The following is a 16,801-nucleotide window of genomic DNA, read 5'->3' on the forward strand; positions in this document are numbered from 1 at the left end:
CACAACAACCACCCCAACACCACCCCGAAACGACGCAGCCAACACAGCACAAGGAGGTTCAAAGCCCCCCGCAAAACAACTCCGAACAGCCAAACCCCTCACCTTCCACACAAGCCCGCAACAAGACCCTCCCCCCACACCGAACCCCACCCTTACCCTCACGACACACCAACCCACGAAACACCACCCCTCCGACATGACAGCACCCTGATCAGCAGTCCTGACACAGGCACTACAACGGCGGCCCGGCTCGCCCGCGGTCCTAGCTGTGTCTGGACTGGGGCGTGCCCCGACTACTCGTGGGACTGTGCTGGAGCTGTTTCAACTGGCTCAAACAGCGCCCTGGCCAGAGGGTTTGTGCCCGCTGCCGTCGGATCCGGCAGGTGGATGGCGATGTCCTGTGCCGCCCGTACGTGATCGCGGTACAGGAGGAGAACCAGTTCGGGATCGAGGCTGTTTCCCGGCGCCGACCCAGCTGCACCTGTACGTAGCGGGACTCGGCCAGCAGGGCGGACGGAAACTGCCGCGCCCGCGCCCTTTATCCGGGGCCGAGCAACGTGCGTCTGCTGACCGACCAAGGATCCGCTGACCCAGATGAACTGGCCACCGCCGACGCCCCGCGTCGACGGTCAGCTCGCCTTCCGTGGATGGGGGGGGCTGTCAAACGAGTGGTGTAACTGCAGTAGTTGAGGGTTACTGACGGGCCGCCGACAGGCGGCCGTCGAAGGTGATGTCGAAAGCGTTCAGGGCGGTCTTCCAGCGCATGGTCCAGCGGGCCTGCCCCTCGCCGGTGGGGCCGAGGGACATGATCGCCATGTAGACACACTTCAGGGCGGCCTGCTCGTTGGGGAAGTGGCCACGGGCTTTCACCGCCCGGCGGATACGGGCGTTCACCGACTCGATCGCGTTCGTCGTGCAGACGATGCGGCGGATCTCGGTGTCGAACCGCAGGAACGGGGTGAACTCCTCCCAGGCGTTCTCCCACAGTTTCACGATTGCCGGATACTTCCGGCCCCAGACCTCGGCGAACTCGGCGAACCGCTCCAGGGCGGCCTTTTCGGTGGGAGCGGTGTAGACGGGCTTGAGAAGCTTGGCGATCTTGTCCCAGTCCTGGCGGGCGGCATAGCGGAAGGAGTTTTGCAGTAGATGCACGACGCAGGTCTGCACGATCGTCCTGGGCCAGACGGTCTCGACCGCTTCGGGCAGGCCCTTGAGCCCGTCGCAGACCAGCATGAGGACGTCGCTGACGCCGCGGTTCTTGATCTCGGTGAGGATGTTCAGCCAGTGCTTGGCGCCCTCGCCGCCGTCGCCGGCCCACAGCCCAAGGATCTCCCGCCGGCCCTCGGCGGTGACGGCCAGAGCCACATAGACAGGCCGGTTGGCGACCGCGCCGTCACGGATCTTCACATGGATGGCGTCAATGAAGACGACCGGATAGACGGCGTCGAGCGGGCGGCTCTGCCATTCGGCCATGCCCTCGAGCACCTTGTCGGTGATGGTGGAGATGGTCTGGCGGGAGACCTCGGCACCGTAGACCTCGGCCAGGTGGGCCTGCCCCTTGCCGGTGGTCAGGCCCTTCGCGGCCAGCGAGATGACCATCTCGTCGACGCCGGTCAGGCGCTTCTGCCGCTTCTTGACGATCCTCGGTTCGAAGGAGCCGTCGCGGTCGCGGGGCACGGTTACCTCCACCGGGCCGACGCCGGTCAGCACGGTCTTGGAGCGTCTGCCGTTGCGGGAGTTGCCGCCGTTCCTGCCGGCCGCATCGTGCTTGTCATAGCCGAGGTGGTCGGTGATCTCGCCCTCCAGGGCGGACTCGAGCAGCCGCTTGGTCAGTTGCTGCAGCAGCCCGCCCTCGCCGGTCAGTTGCAGGCCCTCGGCCTGGGCGCGGCCGACCAGCTCGTCAATCAACTGGTCGTCCACGGCCTTCGTCGACGCAGCTTTCGTGGGCTCGACGGTCTCGGACTCGGACACGTTCTCACTGGTCATCGATGCATCTTCCATGATCGGGAGTTACACCGAACGTCTTACAGTCCCCGACGGTCAGCTCGCCTTACGTGGATGGGGCCAGGGGCCTGCCCGGACAGCGGGGAGTGAGAGACCGGACAGGCCCTGACGGACGGGATGGGAGCGGGGCCGTTACACCGTGAGCCAGGCCGCCTGGTCCGGTGCCAGCCGGTCGTCCTCTATGGGGCCGCTGGTCAGCAAGATCGTGGTGTGGTTGGGCAACTGGTATGCCTCGTCGGAAAGGTTGACCACGCAGACGAAGCTGGGTTCGCGGCGGAAGGCAAGGACACCGCCCGGCGTGTCCAGCCAGGTCAGAGTGCCGTCGCCGAGGGCGGGGTGTTCACGGCGCAGGCGCAGGGCGGTGCGGTACAGCTCCAGCATTGAGGTCTCGTCGCCCGTCTGAGTCTCCACGCTGCGCTCGCCCCAGTTCGTGGGCTGCGGCAGCCAGGGCGCGGCGATGGCGTCGGCGGGGCTGAAGCCGAAGGGCGCGGTGCCCCCGGACCAGGGGATGGGGACGCGGCAGGCGTCGCGGCCGCGGTCGGTGCGGCCGGAGCGTTCCCAGATGGGGTCCTGGAGGACGGACTCGGGGAGGTCCTCGACCTCTGGGAGACCGAGTTCGTCGCCCTGGTAGATGTAGGCGCCGCCGGGCAGGGCGAGCATCAGGAGGGCGGCGGCCCGGGCACGCCGGATGCCGAGGTCCAGGTCGACGTCGCCTTCGGGCTCGTACCGCTCGTTGGGTGCCCAGCGTGCGACGGTTTTGCGGGCGTAGCGGCTGGTGTGGCGCATGACGTCGTGGTTGGACAGGACCCAGGGTGGCCGGGGCGCCCACGCCGCTGAGCATGGCCAGCGAGTCGTCGATGACCATACGCAGGTCCTTGGCGGTCCAGCTGGCCATGAGGAAGTCGAAGTTGAAGGCGGTGTGCAGTCCGCCGGGGCGTACGTAGGAGGCGAGGCGTTCGGGGGTGTCCGCCCAGGCTTCGGCGACGAAGGCGCGGTCGCCGTCGAACTCGTCGGCCACCTTGCGCCAGGTGCGGTAGATGGCGTGGACCTCGTCGCGGTCCCAGTGCGGGTGCCGGGCGTACTGCCGGGGCTGCCCGCCGGCCGTGGCGGGGCGGGGTGGGAGATCGGGCAGTTCGGGGTCCTTGACGAGGCCGTGGGCGACGTCGATGCGGAAGCCGTCGACGCCCCGGGCGAACCAGAAGCGCAGGATGGACTCGAACTCGGCGTGCACGTCGGGGTGTTGCCAGTTGAGGTCGGGCTGCTCGGGGGCGAAGAGGTGGAGGTACCACTCGCCGTCGGGCAGCCGTGTCCAGGCGGGGCCGCCGAAGACGGAGACCCAGTCGCTGGGCGGCTGAGCGCCGTCGGCGCCGTGGCCGGGCCGGAAGGTGTAGCGGTCGCGTTCCGGGCTGCCGGGGCCGGCCGCGAGGGCGGCCTGGAACCAGGCGTGCTGGTCGGAGGTGTGGTTGGGCACGATGTCGGGGATGATCCGGATTCCGTGCCGGTGGGCTTCCTCGATGAGCTGTTCGGCCTCGGCCACGGTGCCGAACAGCGGGTCGATGGCCCGGAAATCGGCCACGTCGTAGCCGTGGTCGGCCATCGGGGACGTGTACCAGGGGTTGATCCACAGGGCGTCGACGCCGAGGGACTTGAGGTAGGGCAGGCGGGAGCGGATGCCGGCGATGTCGCCGACGCCGTCGCCGTTCCCGTCGGCGAAGCTGCGGATGTAGACCTGGTAGATGACGGCGCTGCGCCACCAGGGTGTGCTCGGGGACATGTGGTGCGGTGCTCCTTCGGAGTGCGGGACAGGGCACGGTGCCCTACTTCGCTGCGCCGGCGGTGAGTCCGGCGACGATGCGGCGCTGGAAGAGCAGCACCATGACCACCAGGGGGATGGTGACCAGGACCCCTGCCGCCATCTGGCTGCCGAAGGGGGTCTCGAACTGGGTGGCTCCGGAGAACTTGGAGATGGCGACCGGCGCGGTCTGCATGTTCGGCTTGTTGGTCATCGACAAGGCGATGAGGAACTCGTTCCAGGCGGCGATGAAGGTGATGATCGCGGTGGTGAAGATGCCCGGTGCGGCAAGCGGGATGATGACCTTGCGGAACGCCTGCCCGCGGGTGCAGCCGTCGATCATCGCGGCCTGCTCCAGTTCGTCGGGCATCTGCCGGAAGAACGTGGTCAGGTTCCACACCGCCAGCGGCAGCGCGAAGGACATGCTCGGCACGATCATCGCCTGGTAGGTGTTGATCCAGCCGATGTCCGTGAACAGCTTCAGCAGCGGCACCACGATCGACACCACCGGGAACATCGAGATGGAGATGATCAGTGTGAGGACCAGCCGCTTGAAACGGAACTCCAGCCGGGCCATCGCGTAGGCCGTGAACGTGGCCAGCAGCAGCGCCAGGACAGTGGTGATGCCGGCGACGATCAGGCTGTTGAGCAGAGCGCGGCCGAAGCCCTGGGAGGGATCGAACACCGCCCGGTAGTTCTCCAACGACACCGACGACGGGATGAGTGAGGTGTCGAAGATGTCGGAGGTGCTCCGCAGGCTGGAGACGACCATCCAGTAGAACGGGGCCAGGCAATACGCCACAACTGCGGCGACTCCTGCGTACACCAGCCACGTGCGCCATTTCGTTGAGATCGTCATGACGTCGCCTCCGCCCGGCGGGTGCTCGTGAACCACCGGCGTTTGCCGGCAGACTTGCGTGGGCCGCCGGTGTCGCCGACGACGTCGGCGCCCAGCAGCCGGACGAAGCCGAGCGCGATGAGCAGGACGTAGAGGAAGAGCAGGACGGCGTAGGCGGCGGCCGGTCCGAAGCGGACGTTGGACGCCTCGTTCTGGGCGAGCATGGAGAGGGTTTCCACCGAGTGTTTCTGGGCGCCGATGAGGATGTAGGGCAGATCGAACATCCGCAGGGCGTCCAGGCAGCGGAAGAGGACTGCCACGAGCAGTGCGGGCTTCACCAGGGGCAGGGTGATGTGCCAGAACCGGCGCAACGCGCTCGCCCCGTCCATCCGGGCGGCCTCGTACACCTCCGCCGGGATGACCTGCAGGCCGGCCAGGACCAGCAGTCCGATGAAGGGGGCGGTCTTCCACACTTCGGCGATGATGACCGCGACCTTGGCGTGGAAGCCCTCGGTGGTCCACAGGATCTGGTGGCCGATCAGGGCGTTGGCGACGCCGTCGCTGTTGAAGATCCACCGCCACAGCAGCGCGGACATGGCGGTGGGGACCGCCCAGGGGACGAGGATGCTGGCCCGCACCAGTGCCCGGCCCTGAAATGCTGTTCGCCAGCCCGCCCGGCGGCCCGACGCTGGTCGCTCACTCATGCTGTCGTCGATCGTCTGGACCAGCACGACATACCTACGACGGCGAAAGCACCAAGGAACGGAAGAGCTGAAGGACATGAGACAACAGACCCATGACCCGTTCGTCGACCGCAGGCATGTCGTCATACCCGAAGAGCACACTCACGCTGCGGGCCCGAGATGCCAAGGACTTCCTCGCATCAGTCGGCCCGATGCGCTTGTGGTGCGGCCGTGGGAGTACACCACAGCCGCAACCTTCTGGTCCGTAGCTCTAGCCGGATCGGTCAGTGACGGCCAGACCGGCCGCGCGCGTTGTCGACCGCCGAAGCACGGTCGCTGAACCGGGCGTCCTGAGCCCCGGAAGCGGCTCGCGCCAGGTCATGGTCCTGGCGAGCGAAATTCTTGCATCCACTGCTCTGCGCGCGCGTCCGGCGATCTCGGATTCAGACAACTGACCTCAGCCACGAGGCGGCTTAAAGACCGCCAGAAGCGCCCTGGCCGCCCCGTCAGGAGTTGGCGGGGGATTCGTCCGGAAAGATCTTGGTCGTGATCGTGCCGTCGTTCGTGAGGTAGCCGTAGAGCATCCCGCTGCTGCTGTGCGGCGCGTCGAACGTGCCGTCGGCACCGAGCGCGATCACCCCGCCGGTCCCGCCGAGCTGCGGCAGTCGCTCGACGATCACCTGGTACGCCGCCTGGGCCACGTTCCTCTTGCCGAACTCGATCAGGTTCGCGATCGTCGACGTCGCCGCTCCCCGGATGAACACCTCGCCCGCGCCGGTCGCACTCGCTGCCACGACATCGTTCTTCGCGTACGTACCGGCTCCGATGATCGGTGAATCGCCCACTCGGCCGGGCAGCTTGTTCGTCAGCCCGCCGGTCGACGTCGCTGCGGCCAGATCCTTGTCGTGGTCGATCGCCACCGAGCCCACTGTGCCCTTGGACTGCTCGTCGGCCAGCAGCTCCTTGGACTTGGCGGCGTTCTTGTCACCCGCTGCGGCGGCCTTCGCCTTCATCAGGGCGTCCCACCGGGCCTGGGTGAAGTAGTAGTCCTGGGTCACCATCTTCAGGCCGTGCTGCGCGCCGAAGTCGTCCGCTCCTTCCCCGGCCAGCATGACGTGGTTCGACTCGTCCATCACGAGGCGGGCCGCCTGGACGGGATTGCGCACGTTGCGCACCCCGGCGACGGCGCCTGCCTTCAGGTCGGAGCCGCGCATGATGGAGGCGTCCAGCTCGTGCCCGGCGTCGGCGTTGAACACCGCCCCCTTTCCCGCGTTGAACAGAGGGTTGTCCTCGAGTCGCTCCACTGCCGCCTGCACGGCGTCGGTGCTGTTGCCGCCTCGGTCGAGTACCTTCTGCCCCGCTCGCAGGGCCTCGGTGAGTCCTTCCCGGTACGCCTTGGCGAGTTCCGGCGAGGTCGTGGCACGGTCGAGTGCCGTTCCGGCGCCGCCATGCACCGCGAGCACCACGCCCTTGGCGTCCGGCTCGGGCTTCGTGCCGACCTTGCCTCCCGTCTGCTCGGCGGCGGGCAGAGTCCGCTCGGTGGCCGAGGCGGAGGTCCCGCCCTGGGGGGCGGCGACCACTGCGGCCACCGCTACGGATGCTGCCAGGGCGGGAAGAATCAGCTTCACAGGTCGCATATGGGTGTACCTCTCTGGTTCGCTGCTTCGGATCGGTTGTGTTGGTTTCATTGGTTTCATGAGCACCTGGCGCGGGGACGGGCCGCCGTGCCCTCCGGCCCGCAGCCACTCGGTGCACCGACGGGACGGGTCACACGAGGGCCTTCGATGGCTGCTTCGCCGTGATGTCGGGCGTCTTGATCCTGGCGATGCCGAATCCGGTGAAGCCGCAGATGATCGCGAACACCGCGCCGAGGTAGTTGAGGAAGGCGTACGGCGCGTAGGCGATCGTCGCCACGCCCAGCGTCGTGGACATGTACATCCCTGCCTCGGTCCACGGCACCAGCGGGACGAACACCGTCCCGGAGTCCTCCAGCGTCCGCGAGAGGTTCTTGGCGGCGAGGCCGCGCTCTCGGTAGACGTCCTTGAACGCCTGGCCGGGGATCAGGATCGACAGGTAGGACACGCCCATGGCCATCGCTGTACCGAGCGAGGAGATGGAGGTGGCGAGGATGATGCCGCCGGTGCGGCGCACGCGTCGCAGCAGGCGATGCATGAGTACGTCCATGCAGCCGGCCTCGGTGAGGATCCCGGCGAGCGCGAAGCCGACCAGGCCGATGAGGATGGTCTGCGCCATGGAGGTCATGCCGCCACGGTTGAGCAACGTCTCGGCAGCGGCGGGCAGTTGGGCGGGGTCGACGCCGTGCCCGGCCAGCATCGTCACATTGAAGCCCGTCGATGCGGCGTCGCTGACGTCGTGGATCGTGAAGCCCTGGATGACCATGCCCAGGACGGCCGCGACCACCGAGGACAGCACGATCGTCGGCACCGGAGGCTTCTTCAGCATCGCGCCCGCCAGCACCACGACGGGCGGCAGCAGGAGCAGGACGTTGAAGTCGAAGGCGTGGTTGAGCACCGTCAGCAGGGCATCCGAGCGGGAAGCGGCGTGCGCGTCGGTGTGCTGGGTCAGGCCGAGGGCGAAGTAGAGGGCCGCCGAGACCCCGGCAGCCGGGAGCGTGGTGTAGAAGAGATGGCGGATGTGCTCGAAGAGGGTCGCACCTGCCACCGCCGGCGCGAGGTTGGTGGTGTCGGACAGGGGTGACATCTTGTCGCCGAAGTAGGCGCCGCTCACGATCGCGCCCGCGGTCATCGGAAGGGAGGCCCCGAGTCCGGCGGCGACGCCCATGAGTGCGACGCCGACCGTGCCGACCGAGCCCCACGAGGTGCCGGTCATGGTGGAGACCACCATGGTGATCAGGAACGCCACCAGGACGATCCAGGTCGGCTGGATGACCCGCAGTCCGAAGTCCACGATCATCGGGATGGTGCCGCAGAGCGTCCAGGTGCCGATGAGCATGCCGATGGCGACGAGGATGAGCAGCGCCGGCATCGCCGAGTCGATCTTCTCGCGGATGCCCTGGAGCATCTCGTCCCACGTCACCCCCAGTCGCCAGGCGATGACCCCGGCGCATGAGCCGGCCGCTATGAGCAGGACGACCGGGTTGAGCCTGAGCCAGATCGAACCGGGGATGACGAGCGCCAGCAGGAGCACGATGGGCAGAGCCGCCTGGAACAGCGTCGGTGTGCGGCGCGGGCGGCGGCGTGGTGACGCCTGCGCGGCGTCGACAACGGGCATTTCAGACATGGGGGCGGTGCTCCTCGGAGCCGGGCATGCCGGCAGACGGGTGCGAGGGTGTGAGGATGCGAGAAGGGGGGTGTGAGAAAGGAGGGTGGGTGTGGGGAGCGGTAGAGCAGTAGAGCTGTGAAGGACAGCAGCGGCGCCGGACTTGGACCGTCAGGCGTTCAGGTGCTCAGGCGCCGGCGCCCGTCATGCTGGTGATCATCTGCAGCCGTACACGGTCGAGATGACGTTCCATCAACTCGGCAGCACGGTCTGCCTGCCCGTCGGCGATGGCCTCCGCGAGCTCCTCGTGGTCGGCGAGCGAGGCGTCGGTGTGCGACGCGGCCACGTCCTGCCGGCTGCGCATCACGATGATCTGCTGCTGCACCCGCCACACCTGCTCGGTGATACGGGGGCTGCGGGCCGCGTCGAGCAGCGCGCGATGGAAGTCGAGGTCGGTGCGGTGGGCGAACTGGCGGCCCTGGGCGAGGAGTTTCCTCGACCGTTCGCAGGCGCGGCGCAGCGCGGTGATGTCCTTGCGATCACGCCGTACGGCGGCCAGACGCGCGGCAGCGGTCTCGAGCGCTGATCGAAGCTCGAAGAGCGCCTCGACCTCGTCCGGCTCGGCCTCGAACACGACAGCGCCCTTGTTGGGGCGGTGCACCAGGAGGCCCTCACTGACGAGCTGCCGGATCGCCTCGCGCAGGGGTCCCCTGCTGATGTTCAGCTCGCGGGCGAGCTCGACCTCGTTGATCCGGGTGCCGGAGGCGATCTGGCCGCTGAGGAGGCGTTCGCGAAGCGTCTCGACCATCTGGACGGCAAGGCCGCGCTGAAGGGTCTCAGGCATGTGTGCCTCCCGTCCGTTCAAGGCTGACCGCTGGTGAATCGCGAGGCCAGGAGTGTGTCCGGCGTCGGCGACCGCAGCGGCGAACTGTTGACAGATGACAGTGGACAGGGGCGGATCGGAGTCTGTCAATAGGTCCGGGCGGGATCGACGCGAGGATCCCCAAAGTGATAACTGTTGACAGTTTGAGTCGCCCGGCCGGTCCGGCCGAAGAGCTAGGGAGCGCGGTATGCACGCGGTGGTGGCGGAGGTCTGGCGAGGAGACTTCCTCGAGTCGGTGCATCACGGAACGGTCCACGCGGCCGGACCGGACGGGCAGACCGTGCTGAGCGTCGGTGAGCCGGACCGCCCGATGTATCCCCGGTCGGCCAACAAGCCCCTCCAGGCGCTCGGCATGCTGCGCGCCGGACTCGACCTGGACGGCGAGCTGCTGGCCCTGGCCTGCGCGAGCCACTCCGGCGAGAACTTCCACCTCGACGGCGTACGCAGGATCCTCAAGGACGCCGGCCTCGACACCGGGGCACTGCAGTGCACGGCCGCCCTGCCCATAGGCGAAGCCGCGCTGCGCACCTACCTCGCAGACGGCGGCGTACCCACTCCTCTGACGATGAACTGCTCGGGCAAGCACGCCGCGATGCTCGCCACCTGCGTCGCCAACGACTGGGACACGGCGACGTACCTGGATCCGCACCACCCGCTGCAGCGCGCGTTGCGCGAGACGATCGAGGACCTGGCCGGCGAAAAGGTCGCCGCGACCGGCGTCGACGGCTGCGGCGCCCCGCTGTTCGCCATCGGCTACCGGGGCCTGGCACGGGCGTTCGCCAAGTTGGCCACGGGCCATGAAGGATCGCTGGAGCAGCGGGTCGCCCAGGCCATGAACACCCACGCCGAATACGTCGGCGGAACCGGCCGGGACGTGACCCGGCTCATGGGCGCGCTGCCCGGGTCGGTCGCCAAGGACGGCGCGGAAGGCGTCTACGCGATGGCACTGCCCGACGGCTCGTCGGTCGCCCTGAAGATCGCCGACGGCTCCAACCGGGCCCGCCCCGTCGTCATGATCGCCGCACTACAGCGGCTCGGCGTCACCACAGACACCGACGCGGCCCTCGCCGAACTGGCCACCGCCCCCGTCCTCGGACACGGCGAACCGGTCGGCGCGGTGCGCGTGGCAGGGATTCTGCACGGGTAGTCATCGGCTCCGGATGCCCCCTTCGGCCCGGGTCCGGCCGGACGACGCCCAGCGCCGAAATCGATCAAGGTCGCACGGTCGGCGTCGGCCCTCGCCCCGCGCAAGAGGGCGCCCCTCCTGTCTGCTGTGATCGCGCGCCGCGTGCCAGATTCGTGCCAGATCGCTTCTCGGCAGTCGCGCGTGGCCGTCGCGGCAGTTCCCCCACGCCGCGGCCAGGGATGATGACCACGAGTTCCTCATGCGTGGCGGCGGGGGTGAGCTCGAAGCGGATGGCTGTGCAGCGGAGGCCGCACTGGCCGTAGAGGGACTGGTGCGACACCGGCTGGACATGGGCGAAGGGGGAAGCACCCTTCCTTGAGCGATGAAGTCACACAACGAACCTGGGTGACCACCTCGACCGGTGTGTGCGGCCGCCGTGCGGCGGGCCGCCGACTCAGCCCCCGTCGCCGCGAGCGGCCAACCTGAGCCGGCAGTGGCGAAGCGACAGCCGGATGCCATGCCCGCCTCCATCAGGCGCGTCCTGTCTCTTCCCGCGGCACGCGACGAGCCCGACTTCGCGGCGTAACCGATCGGCAGCCCACGCACCCTCCAGCTGCCCGTCCCGGCACGCATCTCGGCTCTGGATGATCGCCCGGTTCAGTGCCACGCTTCCGACAGGCGCCGCGTGACGACCGAGCTGAAAATGCGCACGCCGCGCGTCGAGCCGGGATCGATGCCGGTGAGCTCCCGCACCCGGCGGAGGCGATAGTCCAGGGTGCGGGGGTGGACGTTGAGGGCTGCGGCCGTGGCGCCCCGGTGCATGTCGTGGCGATAGTACGCGTCAAGCGTGACAAGGAGGTCCGGACCGGGCTGCAGGCTCCGGCCCACAGCGTGGAGCCATTCGTCGACGAACGGCGCGTCTGCAACGGCGAGTTCGACGAACACGTCCGACACGGTGTGCGGCCGCAGCCGGGCGGACGCCCGTCGCAGCGGCGCCGCCCTGCTGATCCGCCGGGCCAGGTCGAGGGCGTCGGCAACCTCGGACAGCGGTGAGGTGGCGGTGCCGGCGGCGCAGGGGCGACCGAGAACCTGGGCGAAGTCCCGTACGAGATCGGATACGAGGTCCGGTGCAAGGTCGGGTACGGAGTGCGGCTGTACGGTCTCAGATGTACTGGGCCCCAAAGACGCCTGGGGTGTGGGGAGATGCAAGGGAATCAGGGCAATCAGCTCACCGCTCCTGCTTCCACTGCCCGGGCACCACGTGATCGGCGCGTGGTGGGTTTTCACCAGCGCCTCGATCTCGCTTTCCAGATCGCGATCGCCGGCGGGACGGTCCGGCACCCGGATCACCGTCACTGCGCAGCGCTCGGGAAGTTCCATTCCCAGTGCCGAAGCGAGTTCCGCCGATATGGGGTCTTGGTTCAGCAGCGACCTGGCCAGCAGGGCGGCCTGCTCGACGTACGGCAGACGGTGTCGCAGCGCCGTCACGAATCCCTGGCTGTAGGCACGGATACCGCGTTCTCCCTGCGGGGCGAACCAGCTCATCATCCGCATGAGTTCGTCGACGCCGACGCCGCGCTGAGCTTCGGTCGCTTCGTTGATCTCGCGCAGCATGAGTGAGGTGTGCAGTCGCAGGACCCGCTGCCGTGCATCGAGCGGCATCCCCGCTGCGGCCCGCACCTCGCCGATCGCCGCGATGTAGCCGAGGTCGTCGTCGCTCAGTTCGCTGTTGTCCGGGGACAGTTCGACCGTACGGCGCCGCAGCCACAACGCGTACTCCAGCGTCTCGGCCCGTGCCCGCGAGTTCGTGTCCAGGAACCCGAACTCCGGAATCTCGCGTGCGTACGCCTCGACCTCCCGGCGCGCGTTGGCCGGCGCCCGCCGGGCCAACTCGGCGAAGAAGCTCCCCATGGGCGCGAGCATGCCATTTCGGCCGAAGCAGCCGACAGGGGGAATCCGGACGGCATTTATCACTCTGCGCACATCGGAGACGACCGCGTCTGGGGCGCTTTGTCACAGTGCGCAAAATCCCTGGATCAGGACATTCCCATCGCCTGTTCCACTTGTGGAGACACTGTGAACTGGCCTTAATGGGAACCGCGTACCAGCCCGTGGGGGAACACCACAGCAATCATTCCGGCCATCGCTCCGGATCAGCGTGGGAATCGGTACGGGAATCTCTCATCTGCGCGCCACTCACTGGTGCTTGTCCAAACGGGAGGGAAACACCGATGAATGCAGGAACGCGAAAGAGAATCGCGACGGCGGCAGCGGTCATGGCCACGTCGGCAGCGCTCATGCTGAGCGCACCGGGCAGTGGCTCGGCCGCTCCCGCCGCCACGCCCAGCCTGCGCGCGTTCGGGATCACAGGTGACGGCACCCAGATGGCCACGTTCACCACCGACCGGCCGAACGTGCTCGACTGGGTCAGGGACGTCATCGGGCTCAGTGGCGACACGGCTCTGATCGGCATCGACTTCCGGGTGCAGAACGGCCTGATGTACGGCGTCGGCAACAAGGGCGGCATCTACACGATCAAGACCCCGCCGGCCACCGCGGACGTCGTGATCACCAAAGTGTCCCAGCTCCAGTACTCGCTGCACGGCACGAACTTCGGCGTCGACTTCAACCCGGCCGCCGACCGGCTGCGTGTGATCAGCGACAACGGCCAGAACCTGCGGCACAACCTCAACGACCACACAACCATCCAGGACCTGAACCTCACCACCCCGCCGATCGAGGGCACGACCAAGGGCGTCTCCGCCGCCGCCTACACGAACAACGACCTCAACGGGGCCACCGCGACCACGCTGTTCGACATCAACACGGCCGGCGACCAGGTCGTCATCCAGTCCCCGGCCAACAACGGCACGCTCGCACCGACCGGCGGCCTCGGCATCGACGCGCAGATCAACGCGGGCATGGACATCTTCAGCACCCTGTCGAGCGGCAAAACGGTCAGCAACGCCGCCTTCGCCACTCTCACCGCCTCCGGCGCCAACAGGCCCTCCCTCTACAGCATCAACATCTTCACCGGCGAGGCCACGCTCGTGTCCGACGCCCTCACGTCCAAGTTCCCCTTGAACATCACGGACCTGGCCATCTCCCTCACCGGCAGCTGAGCCGCTCCCGCAGGTCACTTGCTCGCCGCGGCCCGGCTGCTTCCGGGCCGCGGCGAGCCCGAGACGTGGCCCTTCGGGCGCACCCTGTCGCGGCCATTCCTGATCGGGCTGCCCTGGACGGCACACCTGGCACATGGCCTCGACCACGCCGCGACGACCGTCGGCCTCGCGGACGTGCCCGGGTCAGGGGACAACCACTGATCGAGCTCCGCGCCAGGTTGTTCGGCCGCCGCTGATCCCTCCAGAACCTGACGCTCGACGATTGCGTCGACTTCGCACACACCAACGTCCTGACCCCCAATAGCGTCTGGGGCGGCGTCCCGGTCGCGCGTCCGTCGTACCCAAAGGATGTGCAGCATGCTGCGTGGACCGAGGCGGTGTCCCGTTGCGCCGCGTTCTTCGGTATCGCAGAGATGCGCCTTCCCGCCGTTCTCGTTCTTTGTCTCCGGGAGCGAGCAGACGTACTGATCCAGCTTCGCCCGGAGACCAGCCTCTACCAGCTGTGCAAGAAGATCGCGTCGCACCCCGGCTACTCGCCCGAGGACGCCATCCAACTGCGCAGGAACGGGCCCGCCTCACCGACCTCGTGGAACGCTTCCCTCTGCACCGGCGCGGGCGGTACGAGTGGCAGAAGGTCGACGACGCCCCAAGAAGTATGGCGCGGCTGCTGGATGTTGAGGCTGTGCGCAAGCAGATCGACGGGCTGCGACACCATATGACCCAGGTCGTGCACATCGACCCCAACGCGCATCGCGCCTGGTCGCAGAGCCTTGAGGAGCTGATCCGCACCGACGCCGCCGAAGAGACGGCGCAGGCCCGCCTGTCGGAGATCGCCCGTGAGGTCCGCGGGCACCCCAGGAAGGTCGACTGGCGCAGGCTGGACCACAAGGTCAGGAAGGTCCAGCTCGCTTTGCGGAAGGCCGCCGATCCACCCGAGAAGTTCCAATATGTCCCGGAGAGTCAAGAGGAGAAGGCAGAGCGAGAGGCAGAGTTCGCCGCTCTGCAGGCGGAGTTAGCCCAGACGGAACGATGGCTGGACAGCAGGCCGGGGCTGGCAGAAGCCTACAGGCAGGCAGCTCTGGACGAGATCGGCCCGTGCGCCGTCGAATCGCTGGAACTCTCCGAGTACATCGGCCTTGGAAGGGGCTATTCCGCCGAGCGCATCCAGGCAATTCGCCCTACAGGCCCGGAGCCCGCATCCAAGGACGCGGACAGGTACGCGGGTGCGGGCATCACGGCCAGAACAGACAATGACTTGTCGGGGGGGCGTCCACGGCCCCGCCGTACAGGCGGGGCGCATGGGAGACGTCCATGTTCATGTCCACGGGCGGCGACGCCCGCCAGGGACCGAACAGGCCACCTGGCTCCAACGCCTCTGGACCTGGAGGAGACGCCGGGACTGAACGCGTTCCGGTGGCGTGCGGCTACTGACACGACCTCAAAGGCGGGCGTACTGACGGCGCACGCTGATCGCGTCGTCGATGTCCCGGTACACCTCCAGCTCAAGCGTGGCCCGCGATCGGCAGCTCACTCGGGTACGGCTGGCGCTCGGCCACGCTTCCCAGCGGACCGCACCCCGGTCGACCGGGAAGCCCGAGCATCGGACTAAATGCTCTAAACCCCCGAAAGCTCACAGAACACCCTCTAAGAGGGCGTTTATACAGGTAAAACCCCATATGTGGCTCTCGCCCCTGCCCTGCTTTGAGGGCCTTCATCCCATAGGCGGCGAATAATGCTCTCCAGGGCGGATGCTCTCCCATCCGTCTCGTTCGCATCTGTGCCTGGGAGTCCGTCTGGTTTGAAGTTGCCGTGGAATCACCCAATGAACGGCGGAACCGAGCCCTCCGCCTCGTTCATGATCACGCTACGCCGCGAGCGAGCGCAAGCCGTACCCCAGCGACCTGTCCGACGCCCGATGGGCCCTGATCGAGCCGACGTTGACGGCCTGGAGGAAGGCCCGACTCGACCGCAGACCAACCGGACAGCCGGCCAAGGTCGATTTACGGGACGTCTTCAACGCGATCCTCTACGTGAACCGCACCGGAATCCCCTGGAAATACCTCCCGCACGACTTTCCGAACCACGGCACCGTCTATGCCTACTACGCCGCCTGGCGCGACGAGGGAATCTTTGCCCAGCTCAACTACGACCTGACCGGACTGGCGCGCGTGAAGGAGGGGCGCAAGCCCGAGCCGGCCGCATCCGTAATCGACACCCAGAGCGTGAAGACTTCCACCAACGTGCCCGTGACCAGCCAGGGTACGGACGCCGCGAAGAAGATCGTCGGCAGGAAGCGCGGCATCCTCACCGACACGATCGGGCTCATCCTCGCCGTGACCGTCACCGCCGCCGGCCTGTCGGAGAACGCCCTGGGAATCCGCCTCCTCGACCAGGCGAAAGAGACGTACCCGACCATCTCCAAGAGCTGGGTCGACACCGGCTTCAAGAATGCCGTCGTTGAGCACGGCGCCAGCCTTGGAATCGACGTCGAAGTCGTGAACCGGAATCCGGAGGCCCGCGGCTTTCAGGTCGTGAAAAGGCGATGGGTGGTGGAGCGGAGTATCGGTTGGATCATGATGCACCGCCGTCTCGCCCGCGACTACGAGACCCTCACTGCCAGTTCCAAAGCCATGATCCGCATCGCCTCGATCGACAACCTCGCCAAACGCATAACGGACGAGACCACGCCAACCTGGCGAGGAACCTACTAGTGCATACAGGGCAATACGCCTAGATCAAATGCCCTCTTAAGAGCAGCCACCCATGCACCTGTAGCACCTATGACTCCCCCACCAAGCGCCCCGACCAGCCCCGCAACACCAGCGTCCACGCGGCGACATTAGACCAGGGCTGAAGTGGCGTCACGGATGCCCGCGGTCCCATGCCGCTTTACCTCGACGAGGTGACGGACCAGCCCGAGCAGCACGCCCAAGAGGATGTGCCCGTCCGCGACCGCTCCCCAAGATCTGTGACAGAACCGAGTTCTGGCAACGCCCGGGGTCTTGCGGTGGAAGCCTGGGGATGCTCTGCGGGACGAAGGTGCGATGGCGTCACCGACGTCCAAGGTCACGCCTTGATCCGCGAGCACGGTGTCAGATTCCGCACGGCAAAGC

At 67.5% G+C, this 16,801-nt stretch carries 12 protein-coding genes and 1 pseudogene; 4 read left to right on the forward strand and 9 right to left on the reverse strand.

What is annotated here, in order from left to right; genetic code table 11:
• Positions 1 to 693 precede the first annotated feature (693 nt).
• From KUM44_RS41015 to KUM44_RS41045, 7 genes and pseudogenes are all read right to left on the reverse strand, one after another.
• The gene (locus tag KUM44_RS41015; RefSeq protein ID WP_254390847.1) at positions 694 to 1,986 is read right to left on the reverse strand and encodes an IS256 family transposase; all 1,293 of its coding nucleotides are present in this window, start codon (positions 1,984 to 1,986) and stop codon (positions 694 to 696) included.
• 150 nt (positions 1,987 to 2,136) lie between these two features.
• Positions 2,137 to 3,778 (reverse strand): annotated as a pseudogene (locus KUM44_RS41020) (glycoside hydrolase family 13 protein).
• Between the two features lie 43 nt (positions 3,779 to 3,821).
• Positions 3,822 to 4,655 (reverse strand): carbohydrate ABC transporter permease, encoded by an 834-nt coding sequence (locus KUM44_RS41025; protein WP_217214864.1) that lies wholly within the window; start codon positions 4,653 to 4,655, stop codon positions 3,822 to 3,824.
• A complete protein-coding gene (locus KUM44_RS41030; protein ID WP_254390848.1) occupies positions 4,652 to 5,338 on the reverse strand; it encodes a carbohydrate ABC transporter permease in 687 nt (228 codons plus the stop codon). Before KUM44_RS41030 ends, KUM44_RS41025 begins: the two co-directional genes overlap by 4 nt.
• A gap of 485 nt (positions 5,339 to 5,823) precedes the next feature.
• The gene (locus tag KUM44_RS41035; RefSeq protein WP_217214865.1) at positions 5,824 to 6,954 is read right to left on the reverse strand and encodes an isoaspartyl peptidase/L-asparaginase family protein; all 1,131 of its coding nucleotides are present in this window, start codon (positions 6,952 to 6,954) and stop codon (positions 5,824 to 5,826) included.
• Between the two features lie 130 nt (positions 6,955 to 7,084).
• A complete protein-coding gene (gene nhaC, locus KUM44_RS41040) occupies positions 7,085 to 8,578 on the reverse strand; it encodes a Na+/H+ antiporter NhaC (RefSeq protein WP_254390849.1) in 1,494 nt (497 codons plus the stop codon).
• Between the two features lie 166 nt (positions 8,579 to 8,744).
• On the reverse strand, positions 8,745 to 9,401 hold the full coding sequence (locus KUM44_RS41045; RefSeq protein ID WP_217214866.1) for a GntR family transcriptional regulator: 657 nt from the start codon (positions 9,399 to 9,401) through the stop codon (positions 8,745 to 8,747).
• Positions 9,402 to 9,627: 226 nt separating this feature from the next.
• On the opposite strand from KUM44_RS41045, the gene KUM44_RS41050 reads away from it, so the two are divergent.
• Positions 9,628 to 10,587, forward strand: a complete 960-nt coding sequence (locus tag KUM44_RS41050; RefSeq protein WP_217214867.1) for an asparaginase — start codon at positions 9,628 to 9,630, stop codon at positions 10,585 to 10,587.
• A gap of 636 nt (positions 10,588 to 11,223) precedes the next feature.
• Here KUM44_RS41050 and KUM44_RS41055 read toward each other — a convergent pair.
• Positions 11,224 to 12,477 (reverse strand): CdaR family transcriptional regulator, encoded by a 1,254-nt coding sequence (locus tag KUM44_RS41055; RefSeq protein ID WP_217214868.1) that lies wholly within the window; start codon positions 12,475 to 12,477, stop codon positions 11,224 to 11,226.
• A 365-nt stretch (positions 12,478 to 12,842) separates the two neighbouring features.
• On the opposite strand from KUM44_RS41055, the gene KUM44_RS41060 reads away from it, so the two are divergent.
• A complete protein-coding gene (locus KUM44_RS41060; RefSeq protein ID WP_217214869.1) occupies positions 12,843 to 13,688 on the forward strand; it encodes a DUF4394 domain-containing protein in 846 nt (281 codons plus the stop codon).
• A 529-nt stretch (positions 13,689 to 14,217) separates the two neighbouring features.
• On the opposite strand, the gene KUM44_RS41065 is transcribed toward KUM44_RS41060, so the two are convergent.
• Complete coding sequence (locus KUM44_RS41065) at positions 14,218 to 14,403, reverse strand: hypothetical protein (RefSeq protein WP_217214870.1); 186 nt, start codon at positions 14,401 to 14,403, stop codon at positions 14,218 to 14,220.
• 12 nt (positions 14,404 to 14,415) lie between these two features.
• Here KUM44_RS41065 and KUM44_RS41070 point away from each other — a divergent pair, with 12 nt between their 5' ends.
• Entirely contained in the window at positions 14,416 to 15,297 is an 882-nt protein-coding gene (locus tag KUM44_RS41070) for a hypothetical protein (RefSeq protein WP_217214871.1), read from the forward strand.
• A gap of 292 nt (positions 15,298 to 15,589) precedes the next feature.
• Positions 15,590 to 16,399 carry an IS5 family transposase gene (locus KUM44_RS41075; RefSeq protein ID WP_217214969.1) on the forward strand — a complete coding sequence of 270 codons (810 nt, stop codon included), beginning with the start codon at positions 15,590 to 15,592 and terminating at the stop codon, positions 16,397 to 16,399.
• Positions 16,400 to 16,801 lie beyond the last annotated feature (402 nt).

Origin of the sequence: Streptomyces sp. AC550_RSS872, from assembly GCF_019049285.1 — a bacterium.
Taxonomy (GTDB): Bacteria; Actinomycetota; Actinomycetes; order Streptomycetales; family Streptomycetaceae; genus Streptomyces.

Bases quoted from the DNA above. Each gene is read 5' to 3' on its own strand.
- KUM44_RS41045 (WP_217214866.1), bottom strand. From the start codon at position 9,401: ATGCCTGAGACCCTTCAGCGCGGCCTTGCCGTCCAGATGGTCGAGACG.
- KUM44_RS41030 (WP_254390848.1), bottom strand. From the start codon at position 5,338: ATGAGTGAGCGACCAGCGTCGGGCCGCCGGGCGGGCTGGCGAACAGCA.
- KUM44_RS41055 (WP_217214868.1), bottom strand. From the start codon at position 12,477: ATGGGGAGCTTCTTCGCCGAGTTGGCCCGGCGGGCGCCGGCCAACGCG.
- KUM44_RS41065 (WP_217214870.1), bottom strand. From the start codon at position 14,403: ATGGTGTCGCAGCCCGTCGATCTGCTTGCGCACAGCCTCAACATCCAG.
- KUM44_RS41025 (WP_217214864.1), bottom strand. From the start codon at position 4,655: ATGACGATCTCAACGAAATGGCGCACGTGGCTGGTGTACGCAGGAGTC.
- KUM44_RS41050 (WP_217214867.1), top strand. From the start codon at position 9,628: ATGCACGCGGTGGTGGCGGAGGTCTGGCGAGGAGACTTCCTCGAGTCG.
- KUM44_RS41015 (WP_254390847.1), bottom strand. From the start codon at position 1,986: ATGACCAGTGAGAACGTGTCCGAGTCCGAGACCGTCGAGCCCACGAAA.
- KUM44_RS41035 (WP_217214865.1), bottom strand. From the start codon at position 6,954: ATGCGACCTGTGAAGCTGATTCTTCCCGCCCTGGCAGCATCCGTAGCG.
- KUM44_RS41060 (WP_217214869.1), top strand. From the start codon at position 12,843: ATGGCCACGTCGGCAGCGCTCATGCTGAGCGCACCGGGCAGTGGCTCG.
- nhaC (WP_254390849.1), bottom strand. From the start codon at position 8,578: ATGTCTGAAATGCCCGTTGTCGACGCCGCGCAGGCGTCACCACGCCGC.